The 26,249-nt window shown below is 69.7% G+C and carries 23 protein-coding genes and 2 pseudogenes; 13 read left to right on the forward strand and 12 right to left on the reverse strand.

The window, feature by feature from the left end:
- Together IE275_RS44240 and IE275_RS46600 are read right to left on the reverse strand one after the other, a co-directional pair.
- A pseudogene (locus tag IE275_RS44240) lies at window positions 1–122 on the reverse strand (DNA-directed RNA polymerase subunit alpha); the annotation flags it as partial.
- A 264-nt stretch (window positions 123–386) separates the two neighbouring features.
- A complete protein-coding gene (locus IE275_RS46600) occupies window positions 387–989 on the reverse strand; it encodes a flavodoxin domain-containing protein (protein WP_308435795.1) in 603 nt (200 codons plus the stop codon).
- Between the two features lie 945 nt (window positions 990–1,934).
- Between IE275_RS46600 and IE275_RS44250 the strand changes: the two genes are divergently transcribed.
- Window positions 1,935–2,918, forward strand: a complete 984-nt coding sequence (locus tag IE275_RS44250) for a GlxA family transcriptional regulator (protein ID WP_229871327.1) — start codon at window positions 1,935–1,937, stop codon at window positions 2,916–2,918.
- A gap of 120 nt (window positions 2,919–3,038) precedes the next feature.
- Here IE275_RS44250 and IE275_RS44255 read toward each other — a convergent pair whose 3' ends face one another.
- From IE275_RS44255 to IE275_RS44265, 3 genes are all read right to left on the reverse strand, one after another.
- Window positions 3,039–3,713 carry an ABC transporter permease gene (locus IE275_RS44255; protein WP_189718367.1) on the reverse strand — a complete coding sequence of 225 codons (675 nt, stop codon included), beginning with the start codon at window positions 3,711–3,713 and terminating at the stop codon, window positions 3,039–3,041.
- The gene (locus IE275_RS44260; RefSeq protein ID WP_189718368.1) at window positions 3,706–5,280 is read right to left on the reverse strand and encodes an ABC transporter permease; all 1,575 of its coding nucleotides are present in this window, start codon (window positions 5,278–5,280) and stop codon (window positions 3,706–3,708) included. Before IE275_RS44260 ends, IE275_RS44255 begins: the two co-directional genes overlap by 8 nt.
- A gap of 329 nt (window positions 5,281–5,609) precedes the next feature.
- Entirely contained in the window at window positions 5,610–6,281 is a 672-nt protein-coding gene (locus IE275_RS44265; RefSeq protein WP_308435797.1) for an ABC transporter ATP-binding protein, read from the reverse strand.
- Window positions 6,282–6,676: 395 nt separating this feature from the next.
- Between IE275_RS44265 and IE275_RS44270 the strand changes: the two genes are divergently transcribed.
- The 3 genes from IE275_RS44270 (at window position 6,677) to IE275_RS44280 (ending at window position 10,168) form a co-directional block, all read left to right on the forward strand.
- Window positions 6,677–8,023: a sensor histidine kinase gene (locus tag IE275_RS44270; RefSeq protein ID WP_189718369.1), complete on the forward strand. Its 1,347-nt coding sequence runs from the start codon at window positions 6,677–6,679 to the stop codon at window positions 8,021–8,023.
- The gene (locus IE275_RS44275; RefSeq protein ID WP_189718370.1) at window positions 8,020–8,691 is read left to right on the forward strand and encodes a response regulator; all 672 of its coding nucleotides are present in this window, start codon (window positions 8,020–8,022) and stop codon (window positions 8,689–8,691) included. Before IE275_RS44270 ends, IE275_RS44275 begins: the two co-directional genes overlap by 4 nt.
- A gap of 259 nt (window positions 8,692–8,950) precedes the next feature.
- Complete coding sequence (locus IE275_RS44280; protein WP_189718371.1) at window positions 8,951–10,168, forward strand: serine hydrolase domain-containing protein; 1,218 nt, start codon at window positions 8,951–8,953, stop codon at window positions 10,166–10,168.
- A 497-nt stretch (window positions 10,169–10,665) separates the two neighbouring features.
- Here IE275_RS44280 and IE275_RS44285 read toward each other — a convergent pair whose 3' ends face one another.
- Window positions 10,666–11,259 (reverse strand): MIP/aquaporin family protein, encoded by a 594-nt coding sequence (locus tag IE275_RS44285; protein ID WP_189718372.1) that lies wholly within the window; start codon window positions 11,257–11,259, stop codon window positions 10,666–10,668.
- A gap of 179 nt (window positions 11,260–11,438) precedes the next feature.
- Here IE275_RS44285 and IE275_RS44290 point away from each other — a divergent pair, with 179 nt between their 5' ends.
- From IE275_RS44290 to IE275_RS44300, 3 genes are all read left to right on the forward strand, one after another.
- Window positions 11,439–12,668 carry a YbfB/YjiJ family MFS transporter gene (locus IE275_RS44290; protein ID WP_189718373.1) on the forward strand — a complete coding sequence of 410 codons (1,230 nt, stop codon included), beginning with the start codon at window positions 11,439–11,441 and terminating at the stop codon, window positions 12,666–12,668.
- A 640-nt stretch (window positions 12,669–13,308) separates the two neighbouring features.
- Entirely contained in the window at window positions 13,309–13,779 is a 471-nt protein-coding gene (locus IE275_RS44295; RefSeq protein ID WP_189718374.1) for an STAS domain-containing protein, read from the forward strand.
- 361 nt (window positions 13,780–14,140) lie between these two features.
- Entirely contained in the window at window positions 14,141–14,473 is a 333-nt protein-coding gene (locus IE275_RS44300; protein ID WP_189718375.1) for a hypothetical protein, read from the forward strand.
- A 702-nt stretch (window positions 14,474–15,175) separates the two neighbouring features.
- On the opposite strand, the gene IE275_RS44305 is transcribed toward IE275_RS44300, so the two are convergent.
- Window positions 15,176–16,006: an oxidoreductase gene (locus tag IE275_RS44305; RefSeq protein WP_189718376.1), complete on the reverse strand. Its 831-nt coding sequence runs from the start codon at window positions 16,004–16,006 to the stop codon at window positions 15,176–15,178.
- A 99-nt stretch (window positions 16,007–16,105) separates the two neighbouring features.
- Between IE275_RS44305 and IE275_RS44310 the strand changes: the two genes are divergently transcribed.
- Window positions 16,106–16,693, forward strand: a complete 588-nt coding sequence (locus tag IE275_RS44310) for a TetR/AcrR family transcriptional regulator (protein WP_189718377.1) — start codon at window positions 16,106–16,108, stop codon at window positions 16,691–16,693.
- Window positions 16,694–17,458: 765 nt separating this feature from the next.
- Window positions 17,459–17,887, forward strand: a complete 429-nt coding sequence (locus tag IE275_RS44315) for a hypothetical protein (protein ID WP_189718378.1) — start codon at window positions 17,459–17,461, stop codon at window positions 17,885–17,887.
- Between the two features lie 468 nt (window positions 17,888–18,355).
- Here IE275_RS44315 and IE275_RS44320 read toward each other — a convergent pair whose 3' ends face one another.
- From IE275_RS44320 to IE275_RS44335, 4 genes are all read right to left on the reverse strand, one after another.
- Complete coding sequence (locus IE275_RS44320; RefSeq protein WP_189718379.1) at window positions 18,356–19,375, reverse strand: NADPH:quinone reductase; 1,020 nt, start codon at window positions 19,373–19,375, stop codon at window positions 18,356–18,358.
- A gap of 90 nt (window positions 19,376–19,465) precedes the next feature.
- Window positions 19,466–20,359 (reverse strand): aldo/keto reductase, encoded by an 894-nt coding sequence (locus IE275_RS44325; protein ID WP_189718380.1) that lies wholly within the window; start codon window positions 20,357–20,359, stop codon window positions 19,466–19,468.
- Entirely contained in the window at window positions 20,356–20,913 is a 558-nt protein-coding gene (locus tag IE275_RS44330) for a TetR/AcrR family transcriptional regulator (RefSeq protein WP_189718381.1), read from the reverse strand. Before IE275_RS44330 ends, IE275_RS44325 begins: the two co-directional genes overlap by 4 nt.
- Window positions 20,914–20,994: 81 nt before the next feature.
- On the reverse strand, window positions 20,995–21,318 hold the full coding sequence (locus IE275_RS44335; RefSeq protein ID WP_189718388.1) for a hypothetical protein: 324 nt from the start codon (window positions 21,316–21,318) through the stop codon (window positions 20,995–20,997).
- A gap of 56 nt (window positions 21,319–21,374) precedes the next feature.
- Between IE275_RS44335 and IE275_RS44340 the strand changes: the two genes are divergently transcribed.
- The 3 genes from IE275_RS44340 to IE275_RS44350 all read left to right on the forward strand — a co-directional run bounded on the left by IE275_RS44340 (window position 21,375) and on the right by IE275_RS44350 (window position 23,238).
- The gene (locus IE275_RS44340) at window positions 21,375–21,584 is read left to right on the forward strand and encodes a hypothetical protein (RefSeq protein WP_189718382.1); all 210 of its coding nucleotides are present in this window, start codon (window positions 21,375–21,377) and stop codon (window positions 21,582–21,584) included.
- 10 nt (window positions 21,585–21,594) lie between these two features.
- The gene (locus IE275_RS44345) at window positions 21,595–22,161 is read left to right on the forward strand and encodes a hypothetical protein (protein WP_189718383.1); all 567 of its coding nucleotides are present in this window, start codon (window positions 21,595–21,597) and stop codon (window positions 22,159–22,161) included.
- A gap of 66 nt (window positions 22,162–22,227) precedes the next feature.
- Complete coding sequence (locus tag IE275_RS44350; RefSeq protein WP_189718384.1) at window positions 22,228–23,238, forward strand: tetratricopeptide repeat protein; 1,011 nt, start codon at window positions 22,228–22,230, stop codon at window positions 23,236–23,238.
- Window positions 23,239–23,613: 375 nt separating this feature from the next.
- On the opposite strand, the gene IE275_RS44355 is transcribed toward IE275_RS44350, so the two are convergent.
- Window positions 23,614–24,741: a pentapeptide repeat-containing protein gene (locus IE275_RS44355; RefSeq protein WP_189718385.1), complete on the reverse strand. Its 1,128-nt coding sequence runs from the start codon at window positions 24,739–24,741 to the stop codon at window positions 23,614–23,616.
- 1,291 nt (window positions 24,742–26,032) lie between these two features.
- Here IE275_RS44355 and IE275_RS44360 point away from each other — a divergent pair.
- A pseudogene (locus tag IE275_RS44360) lies at window positions 26,033–26,152 on the forward strand (ATP-binding protein); the annotation flags it as partial.
- Window positions 26,153–26,249: the final 97 nt, after the last annotated feature.

Raw genomic sequence — 26,249 nt, forward strand, 5'->3', positions numbered from 1 at the left:
GTACGACGCAGGGAGTTGCCGAGCGTGTAGCCGAAGCCCGGCTCCAGCGGCTCGATGACGAACCGGGAGCGGAACTCGTTGACGACCTCTTCGGTCAGGGACGGACGCTGAGCGATCAGCACGTGGTGTTGCCTCCAGTGGTTTGGCGCCCGCTGTGCGACGCCGTAGACACCATGAAGGGTACGGGGCGATACGGGCTCATCGGCCTACGACGATGCCCGACCGCCCGACTCCAGCCCAGCGAGGCGATCTCGAGTCTCCGTTCCGCCCGCCCCCCACGGCCGTTTCTCCTTTGCCCCGCGTCCGACGCTCGGGCGCGCAGGACGGCCAGACAGGCATGCCCGGCCACGGCCGCGTCACGTTGCACGCGGCCGACAGCGTGCGTTCTACGCTCCCGGCCCCCGGGCCAGGCCGTCGCCACCCGCTACGCCGACTGCATGCCGTGTGTCGACGATCGGGGGGCCGTTGGCGGGCCGGACGCAGAGGGCGTCACCGGCGTCGTAGGCGAGTTCGCCGAGGCGGGTGTCGAAGGCGAACCGCCGGACCTCCTGCTGGGATCCGGGCAGGCTCAGCAGCGTGTTGCCGACGAGGAGGGTGGCGAAGAGGGATGCCTTGGTGCAGCCGGCCGGTGCTGGCGCGGGCGGCGGGACGGTAACGGCCGGGGTGGTGGCGACGGCGGGCTCGGGGACCTCCGTCTCGACCGCACCTGCGGGCACAGGCTGCCGGTCATCGGCTGTGACCAGCGCGGTGACGACCTGACCGAGCCACTGCTCGGCGGTGTCCCCGAAGTCGGGTTCGCAGTCGGTGCGGGGGACGAGGCGGGTGGCGCCGAGGGTGTCGAAGTGTTCGTCGAGCCGGCGGCCGTGGCCGCAGAAGTCGTCGTAGTTGGAGTCGCCGAAGCCGAGGACCGCATATCGGATTCCCTCCAGCCGTGCGGACTCCGGCCAGCGCGCCGGCCCAGGACGCTTCGCTGCCGCTGTGATGGTCAAACGCCAGGCTGTCGATCGTTTCCGGCAGCTGATCGAGTGAGCGGAGTGCGGGCGAAATCGGTGAGGTACGGGTCGTCCGGCACACGGACGAACCGGCCTGCCGCGTCCCGGGACTCGGGTACACCCAAGCCGTTCAGGATGCGCCGGGCGCCGCCTCGGACAATTCGCTGCGGGAGAAGGGCACCACCTGGTCGCGCGGTACGCCATGCCCCAGGAAGCGCAGTCAGAGGAAGTGGTCGGCGGCATTTTACACGGTGCCCGGGCGCCTACCTTTGTTCGCTGAGGTCATGAGGTCGTCCAGGGCCTCGCGGAGAGCCCTCTCGCGTTCGGGATCGTCATCAACAGTCACCACGACGGCATACAGGTCCTCCAATGCCTCCGGACGGTGCCTCTCGAGGAGTGACTCGAAAGTTGCTCGGACCGCCGGTGCATCGTCAGCAACGCTGACTCGGCCAATTGGTCTCGACGGCTGGACGCTGGAGGACGAGTCCGTTGTCCGTCGGCGTGGCCCCACGACCGCGGTGGGAGGAAGTACCCGGCGGTCCCCAGATCAGGGTTTCTTCCCGTCGGGCCGAGCTGTAAGAGCCCGGAAGCATGGCGCCGGCCGGCAGGTAGCCGCCGGCGTTGAACCCGGCGACGGTCATGTTGCCCTGCCAGATGTGGGTGCCGTCGATGCGGTGGTCCCAGTCGCCGCTGGCGTTGCCGACGAGCAGGAGACGGCCTGAGGGTGCGAGATTTCGCCGACAGGGAAGAGCTGCTCCTCGAACGGTCCCGGCGGTTCCTGCGGACCGGCCGCCACCGTCCGTGACACGCCGGATCCGAGGCGTCCGCGCTCGGTGATAGAGGGGCTATGAGCCCCCGCCGACGCGTACCTCGGTCCGGCGTACGGGCCGGCGGCCGGTCCATCCGTTTGCCAGGCGTCTCCCGAAGGACGAGGATTTTTCCATGAACCGGTCGGCCGAGCCGCCGCACCATCTCCTCATGGTGATGTTCGACGAGGTGCAACTCCTCGACGTCACTGGACCGTTGGAGGTCTACGCCGCTGCCAACGAGTACGGCGGCAACTACCGTCCGTCGACCGCCTCGCTGGACGGAAAGCCGGTCACGACGACCGGCGGAGTGCAACTGATCCCCGATCTGGCACTCCAGGACGTCGACTCCGGCGTCGACACCTTTCTCGTTCCGGGCCGCCCGGACTGGTGGGCCGCGGTGTCCGACCACCCCCTGATCGAGCACATCTCCCGGATCGCGACCGACCCGAAGACTCGTACGGTGGCCGCGATCTGTGCCGGCGCCTTCCCGTTGGCCGCGACCGGACTGCTCGACGGCAGGCGTGCCGCGACCCATTGGCGGCTCGCCGCGGACCTGGCAGCGCGCTACCCGGCGATCGACGTCGACAAGGACTCCATCTTCGTGCGCGACGGCCACATCATCACCTCCGCCGGGATCACCGCGGGCATCGACCTCACCCTGGCGCTCGTCGAGACCGACCTGGGCGCGGATGTCGCACGCGCGGCGGCGAAACACCTCGTCGTGTTCATGGCACGGCCGGGCGGGCAGTCGCAGTTCTCGGTCCGACAGACCGCCAAGTACGGCACGGACTCGGTACTCCGCCAGGTTCTGGACGACATCACCGCAGACCCGCGCGCCGACCACAGCCTCGCAGCCATGGCGGCACGGGCCGGCGTCAGCGAACGTCAGCTGACCCGTCTGTTCCGGGTCGAGACGGGCATGAGTGCGGCTCGGTTCGTCGACCAGATCCGCACGGAGGCGGCCCAGGCCCTGCTGGAGAGCGGAAGCGACCCGCTCGACTCCGTCGCCCGCGCGAGCGGCTTCGGCTCCGTCGAGACTATGCGCCGCGTCTTCCACCGCCTCCTCGGCGTCACGCCAGGGGCTTACCGCAACCGCTTCAGGACCACCGGCCGCTGACGGTTCGTCGCGGGTCGCTCCACGGTTCTCCCACGGTCCCCCTCGCTCCAGGCACGACCGACGGCCGGCAGCGTCATCAGGCGCCGCCAGCCGTACTGTTCCGGAGAACGGGCCCGCCGGCTACTCCCTGGAGCCGATCGCGTGGACAGGCCGCCTGAGCAGCATCAGTCGGGCGGGGACGAAGGCTCCCAGGGCCGCGAGCCCCGCCGTTCCCCCGGCGATGTACAGGTAGGCGAGCGGCGACACGGTGGGCCGTACGGCTCCGGTGAGGGCGAGCGCGATGAGGCCGAGTGCCGGGAATGCCGCCAGGGTGCCCAGGCCGACACCGATCACGGCGACGGCGGTGCCCTCCAAGGCGATCATCCGCATGACCTGGCGGGAGGTGATGCCGGTCAGTCGCAGGAGGGCGAATTCCCGCCGCCGCACCAGGGTGTTCATCACCTGTGCGTTGACGACCGTGACGCCGGAGTACGCGATGATCAGGCCGGCGATCAGGTGGTTCACCCAGGCGTGAGCCTGCTGTTCCTTCATCTGCCGGTCGAACGAGAGGCGGTCCGTGACCTGAAGCGAGGGGTGTCTCTCCTTCACATCGGCCAACGCCTTCTTCGCTTCGTCGCGTGCTCCCGCGGTTGCCCTCACCAGCACGGAGTCGTTCATCCCCATGGTCGTGTGCGCCGCGAGAAGCGCATGGGCGAAGGTGAGGTCCGCGAACCCCAGCCCCCGGTCGTACACCGCCACCACGCGCGGCGTGACCTGCGTGCCGTCGCCCAGGCGTAGCCGCGCGGAGTCACCCACGTCCAGCCCCAGCCGGGACGAGGCCGTGGTACTGAGGGCGACCGTGGCGGGGCCCCAGACGGTCGAAGTCGCCCTGCCGCAGGTCCAGGTCGACGGTTTCCGCGAGCGCCTCCGGTTCGAGGCCCTGGGCGCTCAGCGGTACCGGTTGTCCTGAGTCCGAGCCGACCGCGACCCCGACCACCGAGGACGTCACGAGGCCGGTCACCGCCCGTATCCCCTCCCGGCCGCGAAGGTCCTCGACGACCTCCGGCGCCACCTTCACCGGTGCGGTGAGGACGTGATCCGCGACGAGGCCGGCCTCCCGCTGTTCCCGCGCGGTGTGCTGGGACGTGCTCTCGGCGAAGATCACGGTCGCCGCGAAGGAGACCGCGAGGATGAGCGGGGTGACCGCTCCCGCGAGCCGCCGCACGTGAATGCTGTTGTTGGCCGCTGCCAGGTGTCCCGTGACCCCGGAAGCCCGGAGCACCGGGCCGACGACCCGCATCGAGGCACGAGAGACCACAGGGCCCAGTACGGCGACGGCGATGACCACGGTCAGCACCAGCGAGTTCGCGAGACCGGCGAGCGTGGCGAAGTCATCCGACCGGTTCAGACCCACGGCGAAGAGGGCCGCCGAGCCGAGGATCAGTACGATACCGGTCGCCGTCCGCCACCGTCCCAGGCCGGCAGGTTCAACGGCTGCCTCCCCCAGGGCCTCGGTCGGGCGGATACGGGTGGTGCGACGAGCGGCCGTCAGGGCGGCCAGATACGCCGTGAGGACCGTGACGAGGACCGCTCCCATCGGTGGCAGCGGCCCGTACACCGGCTCGAAATCGAAGGGAACGAAACTGTGCTCGGCGAGTCGACCGCCGATCCAGCGCACCACCAGGACACCGACCGGCCAGCCCAGCACCCCACCTGCCGGCGCCGTCGCGAGCGCCTCCGCCGTCACCATCCGCCGGACCTGGCGGGGCGCCGCTCCGACCGCGCGCAGGAGCGCCATCTCGCGTCGGCGGTGCCCGACGGCCAGGGAGAGCGTGCTGGAGACCACGAAGATCGTGACCAGGAAGATGTTGCCGGCGACCGAGACGGCCAGCAGGACCAGCCTGGGCCCGCTCGTGACCACGTCGAGGAACTCCGCCTCGCCACGGTCGTCGCCCGTGCGCACGGACACGTCGTGTCCGTCGAGCACGGTGGACACGGCGTCCGCGAGCTCGGCGGAGGTGGTTCCCGGAGCGGCCAGCACTCCGAGGGAGTCCACGAGACCGGGGCGGAGGGACCGCCGCTCGGCGAAGGCGTCGGAGAAGAACACCGCGGGCTGTCGCAGAACCCCTTCGTGGCCCTGAAGAGCGACGATGCCCGAGACCCGGAAGCGTCCGGTGCCTGCGCCCGTCGTCAGCGACAGCCGGTCGCCGGGTACGACGTCAGCCCTGGCGGCCAGATCGGTGTCGAGGACCACGTCCGTCATGCCGACCGGGGCGCGTCCCGACGTCAGCCGAAACGGTCCCAGCTGCGTGCTGGACCAGTTGTGACCCAAGGACTGCGTGCCGTCGGCCCCCGCCAGGGGCACGCCGTCGGGTCCGACCATCTGCGCGAAGACACCGATGTCACCACGGCCCGTACCTCCCCAAGCGTCCTGATCAACGGTGCGAGCTTCGCCGGCACCCGAACCCGCTCCACCAGGGTCGGCTTCAGGGGCGTCGGTGGAGGAGTCCTCCTGCCGTCGACGGGCATGTCCGCCTGCTGGCGCCCCGCGACGACCACGTCGGCCGCCGCGTACCTCTGCGTCGGAGCGAAGCCCCGACTCCAGGAGGATCCCGCACACGCTGAGCACCGCGGAGCCGATGAGCAGGGCGATGAACGTTCCGAGGAGTCCGCCCTTGCGGGTCCGCAGCGTCGACAGGGTCAGCCACAGCATCATGCGTCCCTTCGCAGGCCGGCCATCAGCGAGCCGACGCGGTCGGCGGTCGGCGAGGCAAGGCTGGAGACCAGCCGCCCCCGGGCCAGGAACAGCGCGCTTTCCGTGTACGAGGCCGCGTGGGGGTCGTGCGTCACCATCACCACGGTCTGGTGCAGCTCGGTGGCGGTGTGTCGCAGCAGGGTGAGGATGCTGCGGGCTGTCTCGGGATCCAGGGCGCCGGTGGGTTCGTCGGCGAAGATCACCCCGGGTCGCATGATTATCGCCCGGGCGATCGCCACGCGTTGCTGCTGTCCGCCCGAGAGCTCCGAAGGCATGTGCTTCAGGTGATCACCCAGGCCGACCCGCTCCACTACGTACGGCAACCAGGCCCGCGACGTCTTTCGTCCCCCGAGGCGCAGGGGCAGCGTGATGTTCTGCTCGACGTCGAGCGACGGCACGAGGTTGAAGGCCTGGAAGACGAAGCCTATGCGCTGACGGCGCAGCCTGGTCAGTGACGCTTCCCCGAGCCGGGACAGGTAGGTGCTGCCCAGCCGCACCTCGCCGGAGTTCACGCGGTCCAGACCGGCCGCGCAGTGCAGGAACGTGCTCTTGCCGGAATCGGACGGACCCATGACGGCCGTGAAGCTTCCGCCGGGGATGTCCGCCGATACATGGTCCAATGCCAGCACCGGCCGGGGCCCCCTTCCGTCGCGCTTGGTTACGTCACGGAGCTGGACCGCGTGCTCCACGCCGGGCACTGCGCTCTGCGACGGCTGGGTCCTAGGGGTCGGGTGAGTCACTGGTCGTCTCCTGTCCGGGCCGGCACCGGCCGCGGGCGGGCCGGTCGTTCCATTGCCCGCCGTACACCGCGCCGTCTTCTCGGCCGTACTGCTGAAGGCCCGGTTCCGTCACGGGAATGAGAAGGCGTGCCCCCTCGGCCCTCGGGCTGACGCCCCGAGCCCGCGACGGGCGCGCCTGAGCGGAGCTCCGCCTTCAGGACGAGAATCGAAGGGATGAGATACGGGACGGCGATCCAGCCCTTGGGGGAGGAGCGGTGCACACGGGAGTGCCTACCGTGGGACACATGACTCGTGGTGGCCTCGACTCGATCGCCCGACGACGTGTGCCCCGGGCCGTCGTCGACGTCGTGATGGCCCTGCTGATGGTGGTCGGCGGCCTGGGCATGCCGGTCCGGGCACCCGACGGTCCGGTCCTGCGTGACCCTGATGTGTGGAGAGCCCTCCTGGTCCTGGTGTCCGGAGTGCCGCTGGCGGTGCACCGCAAGTGGCCGCTCCCCGTCGTCCTGGTCGTCGCGCTGGCTGTCGGTCTCCTCCAGGCCTTCCACTACATCCCGCCACCGGTGGGGGAACACGGCACCACGATCGGAGTGTCGTACGTGATGCTGGCGGTGGCCGTGTCCGTCACGGCCGTACGGTCGTCGGGCCGAACGGCCACGTTGATGCTCGTCGTCCTCGCCCCGGCCTTCATCGTCGGCGAACTCCTCATGGTGCCCGACTACGGCACCGCCGCCGCCACGACGATGACCGTCCTGCTGGCGGTGGCCTGGGCCTTCGGGCGTCTCTTCCGGGCCCGCAAGACCATGGCCACCGAAGCACTCGAGCGAGCCGCGGCCGTGGAACGCGAACAGGCGGCCAACGCGCGGGCGGCCCTCGCCCAGGAGCGCGCCCACATCGCCCGCGAGCTGCACGACATCGTCGCCCACAACGTCAGCCTCATGGTCGTGCAGACCATCGCCGCCGACCGGGTCCAGGACCGCGACGGAGCGAAGGCGCATGAACTGCACCGGAGCATCGAACAGACGGGGCGGGCCGCCGTCACCGAGCTGCGCCGCCTTCTGCTGGTGCTCAGAACCGACGACGAGGAGGAAGGCGAACCCAGCCGACAGCCGCCGCAGCCCACGATGGAGCAGATCCCGGCGCTCGTGGACTCCGTCCGCGCGGCGGGACTCGACATCGACTTCGTCACGAGCGGCGAGCCGGGAGAGCTATCGGCCGGCTTCGAGCTCGCGGTCTACCGAGTGATTCAGGAAGCGTTCACCAACACCCTCAAGCACGCCGGGCACACGTCCGCCCAGCTCTCGCTGACCTGGCAGCGTGACCGTTCCCTCGTCCTCCACGTCTGTGACACCGGGCGCCGCCCCGGTCACGAGGACACGCCCCTGGTGCGGACGTTGAAGGGGGCGGGGCACGGTCTGGTGGGCATGAGGGAGCGCGTCGCAGCCGTCGGCGGCACCCTCCGCACCGGACAACGTCCCAGCGGCGGCTACTGCGTGCACGCCACGATCCCGCTGCCGGGGTATGGGACGACCGGGCCGGAGGCAGTCCCGGCCTGCGATCCGGGTGGCGCGACCTGCCCGGAACCCGGGCCGCTTCACTCTGGTGAAACAGCCGAAGGAGACAGCGCACCATGACGGCGATCCGCGTGCTGCTGGTCGACGACCAGCCCATGATCAGAACGGGGTTTCGCCTCATTCTCGAAGCGGAGCCCGACATCGCCGTGGTCGGCGAGGCGGGAGACGGAGAGAATGGTGTCGAGAGCACCCGCACTCTTCAGCCCGACGTCGTGCTGATGGACATCCGTATGCCCCGCATGGACGGAGTGGAGGCGACGCGGCGCATCGTCGAATCCGGGATGCCGAGCAGGGTCATCATTCTGACCACCTTCGACCTCGACCAGCACGTCCACGACGCGCTGCGCGCCGGAGCCAGCGGCTTCCTCGTCAAGGACGGGCCCGCGGACTCCCTCGTCGGCGCGATCCGAACGGTGGCGGAAGGGGACGCGGTGATCTCCCCTCGTGTCACGCGCCGATTGCTCGACCGTTTCGCCCGCCTCGCCACCACCGAATCCGATCCCGTGCCACGGAGCCTCGACGCCCTCACCGCGCGCGAGCTCGACGTGCTCCGCACGCTCACACGAGGTCTGTCCAACGCGGAGATCGCGGCGGAACTCCAGGTCAGCGAAGCCACGGTGAAGACACACGTCGCCCACATCCTCGACAAGTACCAGCTCAGGGACCGGGTGCAGGCCGTGATCCTCGCCTACGACACCGGACTTGTTCAGCCGGCCACCGGCACCTGACGAACAGGGTGTCGCCCCTTCGGCCCCACCGGCGGCACAGCCGGTGGGGCCGACGCATGTGCGCGGACTGCGCCACGGCGGTTCCTGGACAACCAGGCCGGTCAGAGTTTCGCCTCTCGGATTCCCGTCTCAGCCTTTCGATGGAGACGGCGTTCCCCTCAGCGTTACGGCCGACATTCCAGCTGCTTCTCCTGGGTGACGCAATGCCGAATTCTGTCGAGCATGCTGTGAAACAGGAAAGCCGTTCGAAAGGAACAACATGCGTTACGCCTCCATTGCCACGGGTGTTCTGGCAACCACAGTCCTGGCGGTGCCGCTCGCGGCACCGGCCATGGCCGACAGTTCCTCGCCGGCCGCCGTCAGCGTGGTAAGGGGAGAACACGTCCGGGGCGACGTTTCCCGCGAACTCCGTGGCGGCCACGAGGAGAAGAGGAATCACGACGTTCAGCTCCAGAAGGCGCTTGACGCCATCGTCAAGGCGGGCGCTCCGGGTGTGGTCGCCGAGGTCCGCGACGCCGACGGCGCCTGGCGAGGCCACAGCGGAAGGGCCGACCTGAAGCAGAACGAGCCCACCCGGAGCGACGGCCTCTTTCGCATCGGAAGCGTGACGAAGACCTTCGTGTCCACCGTGGTGCTCCAGCTGGTGCAGGAAGGGAAGATGAAGCTGGACGATTCGGTGGAACGCCATCTGCCCGGCCTTGTGCCGAACGGCAAGAACGTCACCGTGCGGCAGCTTCTCAGCCACCGCAGTGGCCTGCACAGCTATACCGACACGCTGTGGGGCGCCGACATGCATAAGTTCTACGACACGCGATTCAAGACCTATGCTCCTCACCAGCTGATCGCGGATTCCAACGCGCACGCGCCGACCTTCGGTCCGGGAACCGACGGGCATTACTCGAACACCAATTACATCCTGCTGGGCATGCTCATAGAAAAGGTCACCGGAAACACCGCCAAGACCGAGGTCAGGGAACGCATCATCGAGCCCCTGGGCCTGGACAGGACCTCGTTCCCGGAGAAGTCGACCCGGATCAACGGCCCGCACGCCAACGGCTACATGCGACTCGACGGGGCGACCTCCCCGTACACAGACGTGACCGACTACTCCACGTCCTGGGCGTGGACCGCCGGAGCGATGATCTCCGACACCCGGGACCTGAACACCTTCTACAAGGCACTCGTCACCGGGAAGCTGCTGCCCGCCTCCCTCATGAAGGAGATGAAGGCCACTCAGTCGCTCGACGACGGTTCGCAATACGGTCTGGGCATCGCGAAGTTCGACAACCAGGCGTTCGGCACCGCGTACGGACACGTCGGTGGCACCCCTGGCTTCGCGACCCACTCGTTCACCCTCGCCGACGGCAGTCGCCAGGTGACGGTGTCGATCAACGCGATGGCTGACACGGACGAGGAGAACAAGGCCGCGGGCCAAGCGGTGAAGACCCTGCTCACCCTGGGCAGCAAGGCCGAGTAGACCGTCCCGGAGCCGGAACGAAGGGGGCACCGTCCGTGGGTGGTGCCCCCCACAGTCGCCCTGGACCCACCCCTCACGGGTGGCGTGCCACGCCAGTTGCTTCGGGGAGTCCGCGCCGGTGAGGTCCATCAGCCGCAGTTCACGGCGCTGCACCGTGCGGCTGTTCAGGCGTCTGTGGCGTGCGACGGCCATGTTGGTCGGCCCCGCGGTCAGCGGGGCAGGCAGATGGCGGTCGTCGAGGCACGCTCCGGGGGCCCGGGAAACCGCGGCTTGGGGCAACCCGGGCCGTGGAGTGTCCGGCCGTAGCGGCACCCCCGTAGCCCAGAAGCGTCCGATTCGGTCAGTGCGGTCTTGAGGGTCACCATCGGGCCGTCGCCGGGACCAGGACGACGAGGCGCGGTCCACCTGAATCTCTTCCTCGACCGCACTCAGCCCCGTCACCCCCGGCACGGCGCCCGTGAGCCCGTCCCCTTCGCCCGGACCCGGCAGCACAGCGCTCATCCGTCGTGCTGCCGCTGGCGGTCGGGCGAGCGCAGCAGGACGGCGCCCGCACCCACGACGACGGCTGCGGCGAGCGGTCCCGTCACATAGGGCCACAGGCCGGTGTCGGCACCGGAGAGAAGCCACGGTCCGAACTGGCGGGCCGGATTCAGACTGCCGCCGGTGCTGCCTCCCACGTACATGATCAGCGTGAAGAGGATCGCGCCGATGAGCACGGGCGCCGACCATGCCGGCTTCGGCTGGTGGGCCAGGCGGACGACGCTCACCAGCAGGATCGCCGTCGCGAACCCTTCCCCGATCGCTATGAACGTCGCAGGCACCGGGAGAGCGGGGCTCAACAGCGCGAACTCCACGTCCGGATGGGACAGGGGTGCCCCCGCCGTCAGCCGCCCCAGGACCACTCCGGCGACCGAGCCCGCGAGCTGAGCCCTCACGTACAGCGGGACGTGCCGACCGGACAGGAGCCGCGCGACCCACAGCACGAAGGTGACCGCCGGATTCCTGTGGGCACCGCTGACCCGCCCGAGAACCACGTCAGAGCCGTGCGGGGTGGCCTCCGAGGCAGACAGGACATCCTCGGTTCGGGACATCGCCCCGACACGGAGGTTGTCCTGATCCGAGGTTCGGACGTCCCGAAAGGCAGTGATGGACCGGGACGACGCCGGGGTTGATTGGGATGCCCGGCCACAAAAGGCAGGGATCAGGGCCGCCGCCCTCCGGCGGCTCCGAAGATCATTCGCAATCTTGAGGAAGACACACCATGCAAGCCATGGGAGCGAGCACGGCTCGCCCGCGTTCCGAGTACATGATCGCGTTGGGGCTGGCGGCCGGTCCGGTCGTGGCCCTCGGTTTCACCCGCTTCGCCTACGCACTCCTCCTGCCGTCGATGCGATCCGAACTGAACTGGACGTACGCGGCGGCCGGCGGGCTGAACACCGCGAATGCGTTGGGTTACATCATCGGCGCCGGAAGCGGCGCCTGGTGGTCGCGACGTCTCGGGGCCGGCCGCAGCTTCGTGATCGGCATCGTCATCAGTGCGCTGGCGCTGCTCGGATCGGGTCTGACCAGCGACTTCACCGCTCTGTCGATCTTCCGATTCATCGGCGGGCTGGCCACCGCCGTCACGTTCGTAGTCGGCTCGGCCCTGGCGTCCAGGATCCCCACCGGTGGTCGGCAGCACCGGTCCGCGGCGCTCGTGGGCGTCTACATGGCGGGTGTCGGCATCGGCGTCGTCATCGCGGGCGTCGTCGTTCCCGCCGCCCTCACCGCTTGGGACGCCTCCGGCTGGCAGGCCGGATGGCTTCTGATGGGCCTGCTCGCCCTGTTGCTGGTCGGCCCCGCCGCGTGGGCCGTCAAGGCGGTCCCGCCGGCGGCCCCGCCGACCGGCGCGGCCAACGAAGCGTCGAGCCTGCGCAGGATGACGCCGGCCTTCATCTGGTACGTGCTCTTCGGTGCCGGCTACGTCTCCTACATGACCTTCGTCATCGCGCTCCTGCGGGACCAGGGCATGGGCACCTGGAGCACGGCCGGGTTCTTCGTCGTCCTGGGCGGTGCCAGCGCCCTGGCGACCCTGTTGGTGTGGGGCCGCATCATCGGACGGCTCCGCGGCGGTCATGCGCCCGCACTGGTGTCCGTCGTCGTACTCGTGGGAGTCCTGCCGGTGCTGCTCTTCGACGGTGCCGCAGCCGCCATCGCCTCCGCCGTCATCTTCGGCGCGGGCTTTATGGCGGGTCCCACCGCCGTCACCGTGCTGGCGCGCCGGATGCTGCCGCAGCACGCGTGGACCTCGGGCATCGCGTGGCTGACCGTGGCGTTCAGCGTGGGCCAGGCGGTCGGCCCGCTGATCGCCGGCATCCTGTCCGACTCCGAGGGCGGCATCGCCAAGGGACTGTGGCTCTCCGTGATCCTGCTCCTCCTGTCCGCGATCGCGTCGCTGTTCCAGCGCGAGGTCAAGCCCGCACCCGAACCGCGGGCGGTCGCTGAGGCTGGGGCCAAGTAGAGGGCCCGCACGGCGGGAGAAACGAAGACGCTCGGCCGGATTCCCCGGCCGAGCGTCTTGCGTCGCCCCCTAGGACCGGTGACCGGGCGCACGGGCCTGCGCGACCCCTGGCGACCGGTAGTCGCCTTCGCCTAAGCGTCACCCGCCCCAGACCCCCTGCCGCCGCGAGAACGCCTCCGGCCTCCGCCGAACTGACGAGGCGTAGGGGCGCTGTGCGTACGGCCAAGGCGAGGGCGGGCGCCGCCTCGCACCGCGACCGTGCTCAGAGCATGGCAAGAGCGACGACGAAAAGAGGCCGGGCCCGGGCACGCCCCTGGAGGCAGGCCATGCGTGGAGGCGAGCGGTCCTCGGGCGAGTGGGAGCCGAGGATGACGTCGACGACGTGTGGGCTCGTACCGCTCCGACAATCGGCCTCGGGCGATGGTGTCGGTCAACTTCCTGAGGAGGGCGGGCGCTGCCCAGCGCGCGGCCGCGGCGAGCGGCGGCATTCCGCGGCACGGGAAGCCGGCAGCTCGTCCGGACGACGCGGGGCCCTTCCTCATCCTCGTGAGTGAGCTTGGCATTCGGTCAGTCGGCCGATGTACCGCAGGCGGCGGCCCCTGAAGCTGGAATCAGCCCTCACGACAGAAGAGAGAAGCCGATGACCACGGCAACCGCCGTCCGTTCCCTGTCCAGTGCCAGCACCGTCTCGCAGTCTTCCGCGCAAAGGCCGCAGGGCCTGCTGATCAGCACCTCCCGCGAGGGCAGCAGCACCGTCGTGCGTGTGCAAGGTGAACTCGACATCGCCACCGCGCCGTGCCTGCGACAGGTTCTGCGATCCTGCGCCGACCGTCGCGAAGACATCACGCTGGACCTGCGCCGACTCGACTTCATCGATGCCTCGGGACTGCGGCCGGTGGTGGCAGCCCACCGTCGCGCCGCCAGGCAGGGGAGCACCTTCGCCGTCAGGGGCCCCAGCGCGGCCGTGCGCCGCGTTCTGACCCTGACCCGGCTGGAGGGACTGGTGGACGACAGCTGCGACATCGCCGTCGACGACCAGCCCGATCGGTCGACCGGGACCGCGCCCACACCGGGCGTCGGCGAGGTGCATATGGTCGGCCAGGCAGCTTAGGCGGAACATCGACGTCCGCGGTCCGGCCAGCGCAGCGGCGGGTATCCCATCGGGCTCGGATCCGCCGTGGACGGCACGCCCCACGTCATCAAGCGGATCAATCTGACCCGGCAGGTCCTCACCTGCGCGCACGTGATCGCCGACGCCCTCGGCATGCGGCCCCTGAGCGCCGACTGTCCCGCCGCCGAGGGGCTGGATGTGGTCTTCCCTGCCGCGGGTACGCCCCGACGGACCGTCCACCGGGCGACGGTGTGGGTGCCGCCCCGGCGCATGCCGTCGGGGGTTTGGCACGGCGAACCTGTGCGTTCTGGAGCTGACGGAACCCGCACCCGAACAGGCCCGACCCGCGGTGTGGCGGGAGATGGCCGAGGGCCAGGCGGTCCGCGCCTTCGGCCCCGACGGCAAGGCAGGCGGCTTCGCCGACGCCGAGGCCAAGCTGGCTCACGAGGGTGTCTACTACCTAGATGGCGCCCTATCCGGCGCAGCCATCGCCCCCGGCTTCAGCGGCGGACCGCTGTGGTGCCCGCACGATCCAGCCGTGGTCGGACTGGTCGTCGCGCACCGCGAGACGCACGGCCCGCTCACCAGCCGGCAGGCGGTACGGCGCATCGGCCGTGCGGTGGGTGGTGTCCTCGCAGTGCAGCTGCTCGTTGCGGCGCTGTTCGTGGCGGTGGGGGTGCTCGCTCACCTGTAGCCGCACCGCAGGCCAGAGGCCCCGCCCGATCCCGGGCCGGGGCCTTGCCCTGACTCAGGGCGGTCAGCTGATCGCTGGGCTCCTGAGGCCGCACGAAGAGCGTTGATGTAGGCGATGAGCTCTGGGCCCGGGTGGAACCATTCCCGCCCCCGCCAGCAAGTGATTGAACCGGCGCATCAACTGGCTTTCGAGGACGCAGTCGCCGGGCTCGGTCGCCGGCATCAGGGTTGCCAGCGAGGTCATACGCTTGCGAAGCCGCACGCTCGTCCCGATCTTGATCAGCACTCCCGTCGGGCGAAATGCACCATTGACGGGTGATCCGTAGTCTTCGGCAGCGGCGCAATCGCGTCCCCGAAGCGCCGAGCACGCGGGCTGGGGCTGCGTTCGAGGAAGTGCTCCAGGACCTGCATGCCGGCCAGGTAGCCGGCCGAGACGCTGCCTCGGCCTCGTGCTCCAGGCAGAACTTCAGCGGCTCCGGCGTGGTCGCCCGGGTACGGCAGTCGCCGTACGTGCAGCGGCGTACCGCGTCAATACGCTCGCCGGCCCGGACTCCGCGCAGACCGCACCCGCAGCGGAAGGCTCCGCGCCCAGCCCGGCCGTCGGGTGTCATGAAGCGTCCGCAGGGGCAATTCAGCGAGATCGTTTGCATATTCGCAGCCAACCGTGGCCCGCCGACAGCGTGTCGCCCTGGCCCGGTGAGGGTCAGGTGGGCAGGCCGACCGCGCGGGAGATGACGGTGTCGAAGGCGCGGTCGGACACGATGCGGCGCAGGGCGATGAGGGGGCGGGCGCCGAAGCCGGTGGCGTAGCGGGTCTTGGGGCGGCGGGCGGTGACGGCCCTGCCGATCGCGTCGGCGATGACCTGGGGCGGGGAGTTGCGCTTGGCGTTGGCCTCGGAGCGCAGGGAGGAGGCCACGGCGTCGGCCTGCTTGGCGTAGGCGCCGGCGGTGGAGGACTTCTCCAGCTGGTCGGCGGCGATGGCGCCCCACTCGGTGGCGATGCCGCCGGGCTCGATGACGACGACGTCGATGCCGAAGGGCTTGGCCTCCAGGCGCAGGCAGTCGCTGAGGGCTTCGAGGGCGAATTTGGTGCCGTGGTACCAGCCGCCGAGCGGGGTGTAGATCTTGCCGCCCATGGAGGTGATGTTGACGATCGTGCCCGTGTGCTGGGCGCGCATGTGCGGCAGGGCGAGCTGCGCCAGGCGCATGGCGCCGAAGACGTTGACCTCGAACTGGCGGCGGGCCTCGTCCATGGGGACGTCCTCGATGGCGCCGTAGGAGCCGTAGCCGGCGTTGTTGACCAGGACGTCGATGCGGCCGGTCTCGGAGACGATCTTCTCGATGCCGGCGTGCATGGAGTCATCGTCGGTGACGTCCATGGCCAGCGGACGGATACCGCGGTCGGCCAGCTTCTGGAGGCGGTTGGTGCGGCGGGCGGCGCCGTAGACGGTGTACCCCAGGGACTGGAGCTTGAGGGCGGTGGCCTCACCGATGCCGGAGGAGGCGCCGGTGACGAGAGCGGTCTTGGCGGTCATGGGGACTTCCTGTCGGAGTAAGATGAACTTCGGTTCACTATCTATCATGAACTCTGGTTCACGTTAATGCAAGCTGAGACGCCCACCGCAGGAGAGCCCATGGCCCAGACCCGAGCACCGCGCGCCGACGCGGTCCGCAACCGCAAGAAGATCCTCGACGCGGCCCGAGAGCAGATCACCCTGCACGGTCCTGACGCCGGTATGGACGAGATCGCCGCCGCGGCGGGTGTGGCCGTGGGCACCCTCTACCGGCACTTCCCCACCAAGACCGACCTGGTCGCCGCAGTCGTCGCCGAATACACCACACACGTCGCTGAAGCCGCCGAGGCCGCCCGCGAACGCCTTGCCTCCGGTTCGCGCGCTGTGGACGAGATCAGCGACTTCCTTGCCCACGTCACGGAGGCGACCGCCACCAATCACGCCGTCAAGGCCGCCGCCCGCACCCTCGGCGCCGACCCGGTCGACCGGGATGCCGAAGCCCGCGCTGGCGCCGCACTGGCCGCGCTGATCCAGGCGGGGCAGGCCGACGGAGACATCCACCAGGACGTCACCGTCGACGACATCTACCTGCTCTTCAGCACTGCCCCCACCGACCAACCACCCGCAGCCCGCGCCCGTTGGCTCAGCCTGGTGCTGACCGGCCTGACCACCCACACGCGAACCGCGAACGCGAAGCCCGCCTCCTGACCAGCTGTCCTCCGGTCGCGGCGGCTTGACTACCCAGACGCAGGTCAGGCGGGCTGGTTCAAGGCCCTGGTCAACTGCCGGTTGGCCGCCAGGGCAGCCTCAAGTTCGGCCGCGCGCTCCTCCAAAGACGCCATCAGCTCGACGGTCTGCTGTTCCAGGCGAGTGATCGTCCGTTGGAGCTCCTCAAGGTCGGTTGGGGCACCGAGCGGGACTCACGCCATACCTACTCCCTCAGCGCTTCAGAGAGTCGCTTCTCCAACTGCTGGATGCGGGTCACGAGCCGGGTATGGCGAGCCTGGGCGTTGGCCAGGTCGGCCTGGAGCGAGGCACGGCTGCGCCGGGCCGAGCACGTCCGCGTCGAGCACATCACCCGTGATCACGCGAATAGCCGGCGGGGCATCCGGCAGTCGGATCCGCTCGAGTGCCAGCAGGGTGAGTTCCGTCTTCTCGTGTCCGAGCGTGTCCACAGCCCATCGGGCGATCTGCCCGGCGGCGCCGAGGATGAGGACCTCGCCAGTCGTGACCGCACGGCTCCCGGGTGAACTTCCGCACGTCGCTGTCGTCGGTGTGGGCGGTTCCCGCGGGTTCCCATGTGGGGAACCCGCCGGATGGGCCCCGGACTCCAGCCTCGGACGTCAGCCGCACACCCCGAACGATCTGACCGTCAGCCGCGGCTGGCCCGTCCGGGCGGCAGACTGCCCCGAACGGTGGCGCCACCGATGGTGCAGCATTGCGATCATGAAATCGGCATGAGCCACTCATTACATGATCAGACATGCGATGCGTACGCTCTGCGCCGCCACCCTCGTGGCCGCTCCTCTCACCCTGACCGCAACGCCTGCACAAGCCTTGACTTCATGTACGGTCAACGGCCGTCCCGTGTCCGGTACGACCGTCAGTGGTACTGCCAGCTCCGACAACATCAGCTGCGGCGCTCTTGCCTTGGGGGACAGTGTCAACGGCTTGGGCGGGAGCGACTACATCGTCATCAACGGAATCGTTGCCGGCACCGTGGACGGTGGCGCTGGTGGCGACTCGATCACGGCCAATGCCGGTACCACGGCGACCGGCAGGATCCTTGGCGGCGCCGACGGCGATTTCGTCTTCGTCGGCCCGAACGCTGGCACCGTCGACGGCGGACTTGGGTCGGACTTCTGCCGAGTCGCTTCCGGTAACGCCCCCATCAACTGCTGACCAGCAGGCCGGCGGCGGGGGAGCGGGCAGAGCATCGGCCGGCTCATCCTCATCGAGGGCGGCGCCTTCAGCCTGTAGCACCGAGCGGCGCATCACCAGCGCAGTTCGAAGCCCTCACGGGACTCAAACGCCGGGTGACGATGCTGTCGACCATCTGGGGAAATACGACCTTGTCGTGAACGCCACCGCCGACTTCGCCACCACCGCGCTCCTCCACGTTGTCCAGGGTCGTCAGATACCACTGGACACGTGGTCTTCAGTGGACATGCCTCACTGATGTCTACGGGTTCTTCTGGCATGTTGGGGCCTCGATCCAGGCAGGCTGTCCGGGAGGCGATTGCGGAGTTTTGGTCGGAACCTGCCAGCGCCGGTCCGGGGTGGGATCTTCGCGGCGAGCCTGCGGCTGGGGGAGCTGCCGCGTGCCGGTTGCGGCTACGCGCAGATGTCGGCACGGCGGCTGGCCATGAGTCAGGACGTGATGTCCACCAGGACTTTGCCGACCGCGCCGCTCTCCACTGCCCGGTGTGCGTCGGCGGTGCGGTGGAGCGGGAGGCGGAGCAGTGGCAGGCCGTGTTCTTCGCCGACCGGCAGGGCGCCGTCGCGGACCGCGGCGGCGACGTCCTCGACGGCCGCGGCGCGCGCCTGTAGGCCGGCCGTGTAGAGCACCAGGAACTGCAGGCGTGTGTTGAGCACCATGTTCTGCGCGACGTTCAGTTCGACCGGCTTGCCGCCGTCGTTGGCGTAGGTCGCGATCGTGCCGCGTGTCCGCAGCACGGCCAGGTCCAGTGCAAGGTTCGCGCCGAGCGCCACCTCGGCGATGATGTCGACGCCGTTCGGGGCGATCTTGTGGATCTCGGTGGCCGGGTCGCCTTCACGGTAGTTGATCACGTGGTGGGCGCCGGCGGCGGTGGCCAGCCGGGCTTTCTCCGGGCCGCTGACCGTGCTGATCACGGTGGCGCCGGCCCAGCGAGCGAGCTGGATCACGGCGTGCCCGACCGCCCCGGCCCCGCCCGCGGCGAGCACGACCTGGTCGTCGAGCGCCCCGGGACGGAGACGGCTGGGCCCGTTCTCGGCGACGGTGAGCGCGCGGTGAGCGGTCAGCGCAGGGACGCCGAGTGAGGCACCGAGGTCGAAGCCGGCATCGTCGGGCAGCGGCACGGCTCGCTCGGCGGGTACGACGGTGTACTCGGCGGCGGTGCCGGTGGGCCGCCCGGCGGCAGCCATGTACAGCCAGACCCGCTGGCCGGCCCGGCTTTGCTCGACCCCCTCGCCCACGGCGTCGATCACGCCGGCACCATCCAGGTGCGGGGTGACCTCGGTGAACAGCTTGGCATGGGCGACGCCTGAGCGGGCTTGCCAGTCGGTCGGGTTGACTCCGGACACGGCGACCCGGACACGGACCTCGCCGGGGCCAGGCACGGGCAGGTCGCGGTCGACCAACTGGAGAACCTCGGGGCTGCCGTTGTCGCGGTAGATGATGGCTTTCATGATCTGTCCTTAGGTCCTTGGCGGATATGGGCTGTGCGCCGTGGCCGGGTGCCCGGGCTGTGGCCGCGAGCCGGGCCCGGTCGGTTCCGGTCAGCCGATGGGGACTTCGTTGGAGCGGGACTCGATGGCGTCGAGGGTGGCGAGGGCGGCGGCGTCGAGGGTGATCCTGCCGGCTGCGATGTTGGCTTCGAGGTGGGCGGCGTCGGCGGTGCCCGGGATGAGCAGTACGTTGGGGGCGTGGTGCAGTAACCAGGCGAGGCCGACTTGGGAAGGCGTGACGCCCAGGGAATCGGCGACGGCGTGCACCGCCGGCTCGTCGGTCGACTTGGGCAGGCTCGGGAAGGCCCCGCCGAGCGGGAAGAACGGCACCCAGGCGATGCCCTCGGCCGCGCACAGCCGCAGCATGTCCTCGTCGTCGCGGGAGACGAGGCTGTAGGCGTTCTGGACGCAGACGACGCCGGCGGGTAGGGCGCGGCGCAGGCCGTCGAGGGTTACGCTGCTCAGGCCGATCGCGCCGATCTTCCCCTCGTCGCGCAGGGCGGCCATCACGGCGAGCTGGTCGTCGAGGTCGACGACTTGATCGCCGTCAGGGCGCAGGCCGGGACCGGAGTCGAGGCGGCGCAGGTTGACCACCGGGAGCTGGTCGGTGCCGAGGCTTCGCAGGTTGTCCTCGACGCTGGCGCGCAGTTGTTCGGGCCGCTGCGCCAGACGCAGCGGCAGCGGCCCGCCCGGGTCGGGATCGGCACCGACCTTCGTGACGACCAGGACGCCGTCCTCGGGGCGCAGCGCCTCGCGGATCACGTCGTTGGCGAAACCGAAGCCGTAGAACTGGGCCGTGTCCAGGTGATCGATGCCTAACTCGACCGCGCGGCGCAGCAACGCGACGGCCTCGCCGCGGCGATGGTGCAGGCGTTCGAGCTGCAGAGCGCCGTAACCGACCCGGAAGACGGTGCGGTCGGCGAAGGGTGCGGTCAGGGAGGTCAAGACTCTGTCTCCTCGGTCGATGACTGCAGGGAGGTGCGTAGCAGTTCGGCCAGGTAGAGCGCCATCAGCCGCTCGGCGATCGGGATGACCTGCTCCTGGGCCTCTGCCGGGTCGAGGTGCTCGACCTTGACCAGGTGGGCCATGACGCAGTCGTGCACCATGGCGCGCATCCGGTCGATCGTGTCGACGACGATGCCGCGGATGGCCGGGTTGGTGGTCGCCTCGCCCCAGGTCTGCACGCCGACGCGGGCTTCGGCGGGGTCGATCGCGGAGATCAGGCGGGCGAGCAGTTCGTCGGGGTCGGGCGGGGTGTCGCTCGCGGCGTAGTCGCCGAGGGTTTCGGCGCGCTTGGCAAGCACTGCGTGGGCGGAAGCCTGGACCAGGTCGGCCTTGCTGCGGTAGTGGGCGTAGATCGAGCCGTTCGAGAGGCCGGACTCGGCCGTGATGTCGGCGATCGAGGTCCGCTCCAGGCCGTTGCGGCTGAAGCAGCGTACGGCGGCCTCGGTGATCTGGGCGCGCCGGAGTTCCTTGCGTGCGTCGGTAAGCCGCGGCATCGCATCCTCCAGCAAAAGGAATCACTGCTCTGTTTATAGGGTCACTATACAGAGTCGCTGCTCTTTTTAGCTTGGGATGGATCACGGGTGGACAAGCCCGGCCGTGGACGATGAAGCGGATGATGAGGACAGATGGCAGAGCCGGCCCCGCAGGCCGAGGGCCCTGAGCGGGGCAAATGTCTCGCAGTGCCGGACGACGTCGCCCTCGACGTAGTCGGTGAGGATGACGGCCAGGCCGCGGTTGACGCCGAAGCGGAGGTTGCGTCCCCAGCCCCGGGCTTTGGCGAGTTGGTGGGCGAGGTGCTTCGCCCAGGCCAGCCAGGGTGATGCGGTCGACCAGGCCGCGGAGCGGCCAAGCCCGGTCCGCCCGGGCAGGATCCGGCCGGCCGGGCTCGCCCCGATCAACTGCCCTGCAGGATCAGCCTATTTGCCGATGGCGCCGGTCGCCGCATCATGGACTCATGCGCACGGGGACGAACCGCGGCCCGGACTATGGCGGGAGTGGCGACGACGGTACGGGCACCACCATCGGCGCGGACCTGGTCGACTTCCGCCTGGGGCGATTCCACGGCGATGTCGTGGGGGTGCAGAACCACTTCCACCAGGCCCCCGGCACTCTCGCGTTGCGCGCTCCCGCCGCCTGTGCGGGGGTTCGTGGGCCGCGACCGTGAATTGGGGACGTTGCTGACGGCCCTGGACACCGCCGAATCGGCCTCCACCGCTGTCCTGGTGTCATCGGTCACCGGACTCGGCGGCATTGACAAGACCGCCCTCGCTCTGGAAGCCGCGCACAGGGCCCAACAGCTGGGCTTCTTCCCGGCCGGGGTGCTCTTCCTCGACCTCCACGCGTACGACGACGTCCCTGTCGCACCGGAACAGGCGCTGGAACAGCTCCTGAGGGCGCTCGGTGTCCCGGGCGGCCACATACCGGCGAGCGCCGACGCTCGCGCCGGACTGTACCGATCGATGGTGGCCGAGGTCGCCGAGAAACAGGGCGCCCTGCTGGTGGTCGTGGACAACGCCTCGCACGCTTCCCAGGTGCGTCCGCTGCTGCCGGGGAACCCGGCCCACCGCGTCCTGATCACCTCCCGGGACGTCCTGGCACAGTTGGGCGCACAACTGCTGCATCTGGGAGTGCTCACCGCGGACCACGCCGTGCACGCACTTGAGACGGCCCTGCGGACGGCTAACCCGGACGACGTACGCATCTCGCGGGAACTCCACCACACACGCCGGCTGAGCCACTAGTGCGGATACCTTCCGCTGGCCCTGCACATCTCTGCCGCGCTGCTCGTCAACGACCCGGGCAAGCCTGTGGAGGAACTCGCGGACGAACTCGCCGACGCGGCCACGCGCATCGACAACCTGGACGACGGAGAGCGGGCGATGCGGGCGGCCTTCGACATGTCGTACCGCCGACTCGGCGACGAACCGGCACGGCTGTTCCGGCTGCTGGTCCTCGCACCGGGGCCCGAGGCGGGCACGGAGGTGCTCACCGCGTTGAGCGGATCGCCGCCCGCCCCGCGCCCGTTCGACGTGCTCGTCCGGGCCCATCTGATGGAACCCGGCAGCAGCCGTGGCCGTTGGCGTATGCACGATCTGGTGCGCGCCTACGGTGTCGCCAAGACACGGGAGGACGCCGCCCTCGTCACGGACGGGAACGCGGCGCGGGCCCGTCTGCTGGGCTGGTACCAGGACCACGTCACGGACAGCCACCCCTACCTCCGGCCGCTTGCCAGGCGCTCACGGAGCGGCAGGTTCGCGGACCGGCAGGAGGCCCTGCGTTGGCTGGACACGGAACGAGAGGGACTGGTCGGGGCCTGCCAGTGGGCCACCGATCCAGAGTACGCCGCGAACGGCACGCGCTTCGCCCTCAGCCTGTGTCACTACCTTTCCTGGAGGCGGCACTTCGACGATGCCTCCGTGGTGTACCGGCATGCGGTCAAAGGAGCCTCCATGCTGGGAGACCGGCGTCTTGAGGGGATGGCGTACGACAACCTCGGGACGGCCCTTCGCTATCTGCGCCGGATCGACGAGGCTATCGCCACACACCAGAGGGCTCTGGAGCTCTTCCACGCAGCCGGTGCCGTACGTGAGGAGGGCACCGCGCGGTACAGCCTGGGGATCACCCTTCAATCCGCCGGGCGGCACCGGGAGGCCGCCGAGTGCCACGACCGGGCGCAGGCCCTTTTCCGCGACGTCTTCTTCGACCCCGAGAGACAGGCCCGTTTGCTCGGCCTCCGAGCCACAGCCCTCCTGGCCCTGGGCGACACCGAGGGGGCGGTGCGGCCCGGTCATCCGCCGGCAACCCGCCCAGGATACTGATGCCGCCTGGGCGGGCGAGGAGGCAACAGCGGAGCTGCTCGTCCCACCGGCCGTCCGGTACAAGATCAGTAGACACCCGACAGATCCTGCCGACACAACACCCGACTCCCAAGCCCCACAACGACCTTCATGCTGACACGATCAGTCAGGCCTTCTGATCGGTAACGCGGCCCTCCTGGCCGATCATGTGGTCGTTGTCGAAGTACTCGTCACCACGGCAAGCCGAGCAGGTGTCCGTCCATTCGCCGGTCCGGGTATTCCACGAGCATGCCCTCACCTTGCACCCCTCGCAGGTCGGAGAGAGTGGGCGGGCGTAAGCCTCCCGGAGCTGGCCGGCTGTGCGTGTGCGGCGACTGCGGGGGTCACGGTGAGCGGTCACGGCTGCCAGGAGGCCACTCCGCGCGCACCCTTGAGGATTGTGCCCGACAGCTTCGCGCCCGACATGTTTGCCCCGGTCAGGTCTGCGTTGCTCAGGTCTGTACGGGTCAGATCGGCGCCGCGCAGGTCGGCGCCGGCCAGGTTCGCGTCGGTCAGGTTCGCGTTTTTCAGGAGCACGCTGCGCAGGTCCGCGGTGGTCAGGTTCGCGCCGATCAGGGATGCGCCGGTCAGGTCGGTGCTTGAGTCGGCCTCGCTGGTCTTGCTGGTTTCCTGGGCCCTGTTCAGGTGTGCGTGGTGGAGGTTCGCCCCGTCGAGGTCCGTGCCGGTCATCACGGCCCCGCCCAGGTGCGCGTCGGTCAGGACGGCGCCTCCGAGGAACGCGTGCCGAAGGTCCGCGTTCTGCAGGTTCACGGCGGGCATGTTCGCGTGGTCGAGGAACGCGCCGAAGAGGTCGAAATTCTCCAGGCCTGCGGCTCGCAGGTCAGCGCCGGTGAAGTCCGCGAAGCGGAAGTTGCTGCGTTGGGGCATGCCGCCTTCGGTGAGGCCCACTTCGCGCTCCAGGCCGCGGAGGTCGACGCTGCTCAGATCGATCCGGTACAGCGGCTTCCCGTCCTGGGTCACCTCCCGGTCGGCGGACCGGTCGCCCAGCACGGCGACGACGGCCGCCACGTCGGCAGGGGGTCTGTACTCCTGTGCCGGCGTAAAGCCGCTGTCCGGAACGCGAGCGTGCTGGCGTACGAACGCGGACAGCACCGAGACGACGGTGCCCTGATCTCGGGAGGAGTCCTGCATGATGCGTTGCAGGGCGTAGATTCCCCCCAGGCGCACGTCCAACGATGCCGATCCCAGGTTGGTGATCGCGCTGTTGTACCGGGTGGTGATCTGCCCCTGCTCGGCGATCTGCAGGTCCTTGTTGGTCTGCTCGACCGACATCCACGTGAACAGCAGGGCGACGAGTGCAGCCAGTCCCGGCAGCGTGGACGCTGCGAGGGCCACCCATGTCAGTCGGCTGATCCTGGTGTCGTTGTTCGGCCCGACGGGGTGGCTCCGATGCGGTCGTTGATCTCTGGCGGCCCGTCGGCGGGCGGTCCGGCGGAGCTGTGCGGCGGCAGACGGCTCGGTCATCCACTCATGACATACCAAGAGATAGTGCTCACTTCTCCGCCACGCGGTGGTAGCCCTCGATCAGGACGGTCCGAAGGAGGGGGCAGAGGAGAGCTCGTGTGCATGGTCACCATGCACGGCCCTGTGCGGACGCCATCGGCGGCACGAGGTCCGCGCCATGGCGTGCCCGGTGGTTCATCAGCCATCGCCCTTGCCTTCCGGCGGGAGGTCGAGGCCGCGCGGACGACGCCCATGCCGCTGGTCCACCCCGTCGAGTCCGTCCCATCGAGTCCATCCCGTACGGCAGCTCCACGACGCCGTCCTCGTTGAACGGGCTGACCGGGGCGTCAAGGCAGACGCCGCTGCCGAACGCCCGGTCCGCGTCGGGCATCTCCTCTGCGAAGAGCACTGCCCGAACCCGCCCCCGGGAGGTGAGGTAGGGCAACGGTCGGTCGCAGGCCGACGGCGGCGGCTACGACCGTGTCGCCCGGCTGATCTTCGGTGAGGTCGCCGAGGCGTACATTTCCGCCGCGCGTGCCGCCCGCCAGGCCCGCGCAGCCTTGACGATCTGCTGACCCACCCCGCTCGGCCGCGCCGCTGGCAGCCCGCCCCCGGATGTCCGGGACGGCCTGTCGGCCTGTCAGGCACGCTGGCGGACTTCTCACCCGCCCGCGCCCGCCCGCCCCCGGCCCATCCGTCCGCCGCCCGCCCGCGCCCGCCCGCCCCCGGCCCATCCGTCCGCCGCCCGCCCGCTCCCGCCGTCCGGGTTGTTGCTCTCCGGGTTTGTTGCCCGGCTTGCCCACTCCACGGCCAAGGGCCGACCACCAGGCCCCCTGGTCGGGCCCGGCCCCCGCCGGTCCGCTCCCGGTCCGGCGCTGCTCTGCCATTCGTCTGGTGAAGGGAGTTCAGGCTGCGGCATCCCACCACCGCAACCGCCCCTGGCGCACTGCCGGCCGCCTCAAGGCCGTCATCGTCCCGGCCGCCCTGGCTCTCTACGCGCTTTCCGCCTCCACCGGTACCGCCCCGCTACCGGGCTGGCCCGGCCCGCTCTCTTTCTCTGGAACGGAACCCGACCGTGACCACCACCCCGAGCACCACCGCCCCGAGCACCACCATCCCGAACACCGTCAGTCCCGGGACGGACGTGCTGTGGGAGAACCTGGCGACGCGTTGAACGCCGTCATCACCCTCGGACGGTTCCCTGACTTCCACGACCTGTCCGGTGGCCAAAACGGCTGGTGGCATCAGCCATTCGTCATCGCGGGCTCTTACGCCGACGCCCAGTGGGTCGTCTTCGACCTGGCAGCCCGGCCTCGCCACCGCCGTCCTCGACCGTCTCCTGCACCACTGCGAAGTGATCTCGATCAACGGCCCCAGCCACCGGCTCAAGAACCGCCTCAAGGCCATCGAGCGAGAGAACGACGTGGCCTGACAGCTGGGGACGTTCGTCCGTACGCACCTGGGGAGAAAAGTGGCCCTGGCAAGATTTTCGTGAAGCCGGGGTGTGCCACCGTGCGCCGGTGACGCTC

The sequence above is a fragment of the Streptomyces phaeofaciens genome (genome assembly GCF_014648915.1).
In the GTDB taxonomy this organism is placed as follows: domain Bacteria; phylum Actinomycetota; class Actinomycetes; order Streptomycetales; family Streptomycetaceae; genus Streptomyces; species Streptomyces phaeofaciens.

Coding starts and splice junctions, on each gene's coding strand:
- IE275_RS44250 (WP_229871327.1), top strand. CDS start 1,935: ATGAACCGGTCGGCCGAGCCGCCGCACCATCTCCTCATGGTGATGTTC.
- IE275_RS44315 (WP_189718378.1), top strand. CDS start 17,459: ATGATCAGACATGCGATGCGTACGCTCTGCGCCGCCACCCTCGTGGCC.
- IE275_RS44260 (WP_189718368.1), bottom strand. CDS start 5,280: ATGGTCGGACCCGACGGCGTGCCCCTGGCGGGGGCCGACGGCACGCAG.
- IE275_RS44300 (WP_189718375.1), top strand. CDS start 14,141: ATGGCCGAGGGCCAGGCGGTCCGCGCCTTCGGCCCCGACGGCAAGGCA.
- IE275_RS44340 (WP_189718382.1), top strand. CDS start 21,375: ATGCGCACGGGGACGAACCGCGGCCCGGACTATGGCGGGAGTGGCGAC.
- IE275_RS44310 (WP_189718377.1), top strand. CDS start 16,106: ATGGCCCAGACCCGAGCACCGCGCGCCGACGCGGTCCGCAACCGCAAG.
- IE275_RS44290 (WP_189718373.1), top strand. CDS start 11,439: ATGGGAGCGAGCACGGCTCGCCCGCGTTCCGAGTACATGATCGCGTTG.
- IE275_RS44295 (WP_189718374.1), top strand. CDS start 13,309: ATGACCACGGCAACCGCCGTCCGTTCCCTGTCCAGTGCCAGCACCGTC.
- IE275_RS44355 (WP_189718385.1), bottom strand. CDS start 24,741: ATGACCGAGCCGTCTGCCGCCGCACAGCTCCGCCGGACCGCCCGCCGA.
- IE275_RS44285 (WP_189718372.1), bottom strand. CDS start 11,259: ATGTCCCGAACCGAGGATGTCCTGTCTGCCTCGGAGGCCACCCCGCAC.
- IE275_RS44305 (WP_189718376.1), bottom strand. CDS start 16,006: ATGACCGCCAAGACCGCTCTCGTCACCGGCGCCTCCTCCGGCATCGGT.
- IE275_RS44320 (WP_189718379.1), bottom strand. CDS start 19,375: ATGAAAGCCATCATCTACCGCGACAACGGCAGCCCCGAGGTTCTCCAG.
- IE275_RS44270 (WP_189718369.1), top strand. CDS start 6,677: ATGACTCGTGGTGGCCTCGACTCGATCGCCCGACGACGTGTGCCCCGG.
- IE275_RS44330 (WP_189718381.1), bottom strand. CDS start 20,913: ATGCCGCGGCTTACCGACGCACGCAAGGAACTCCGGCGCGCCCAGATC.
- IE275_RS44275 (WP_189718370.1), top strand. CDS start 8,020: ATGACGGCGATCCGCGTGCTGCTGGTCGACGACCAGCCCATGATCAGA.
- IE275_RS44280 (WP_189718371.1), top strand. CDS start 8,951: ATGCGTTACGCCTCCATTGCCACGGGTGTTCTGGCAACCACAGTCCTG.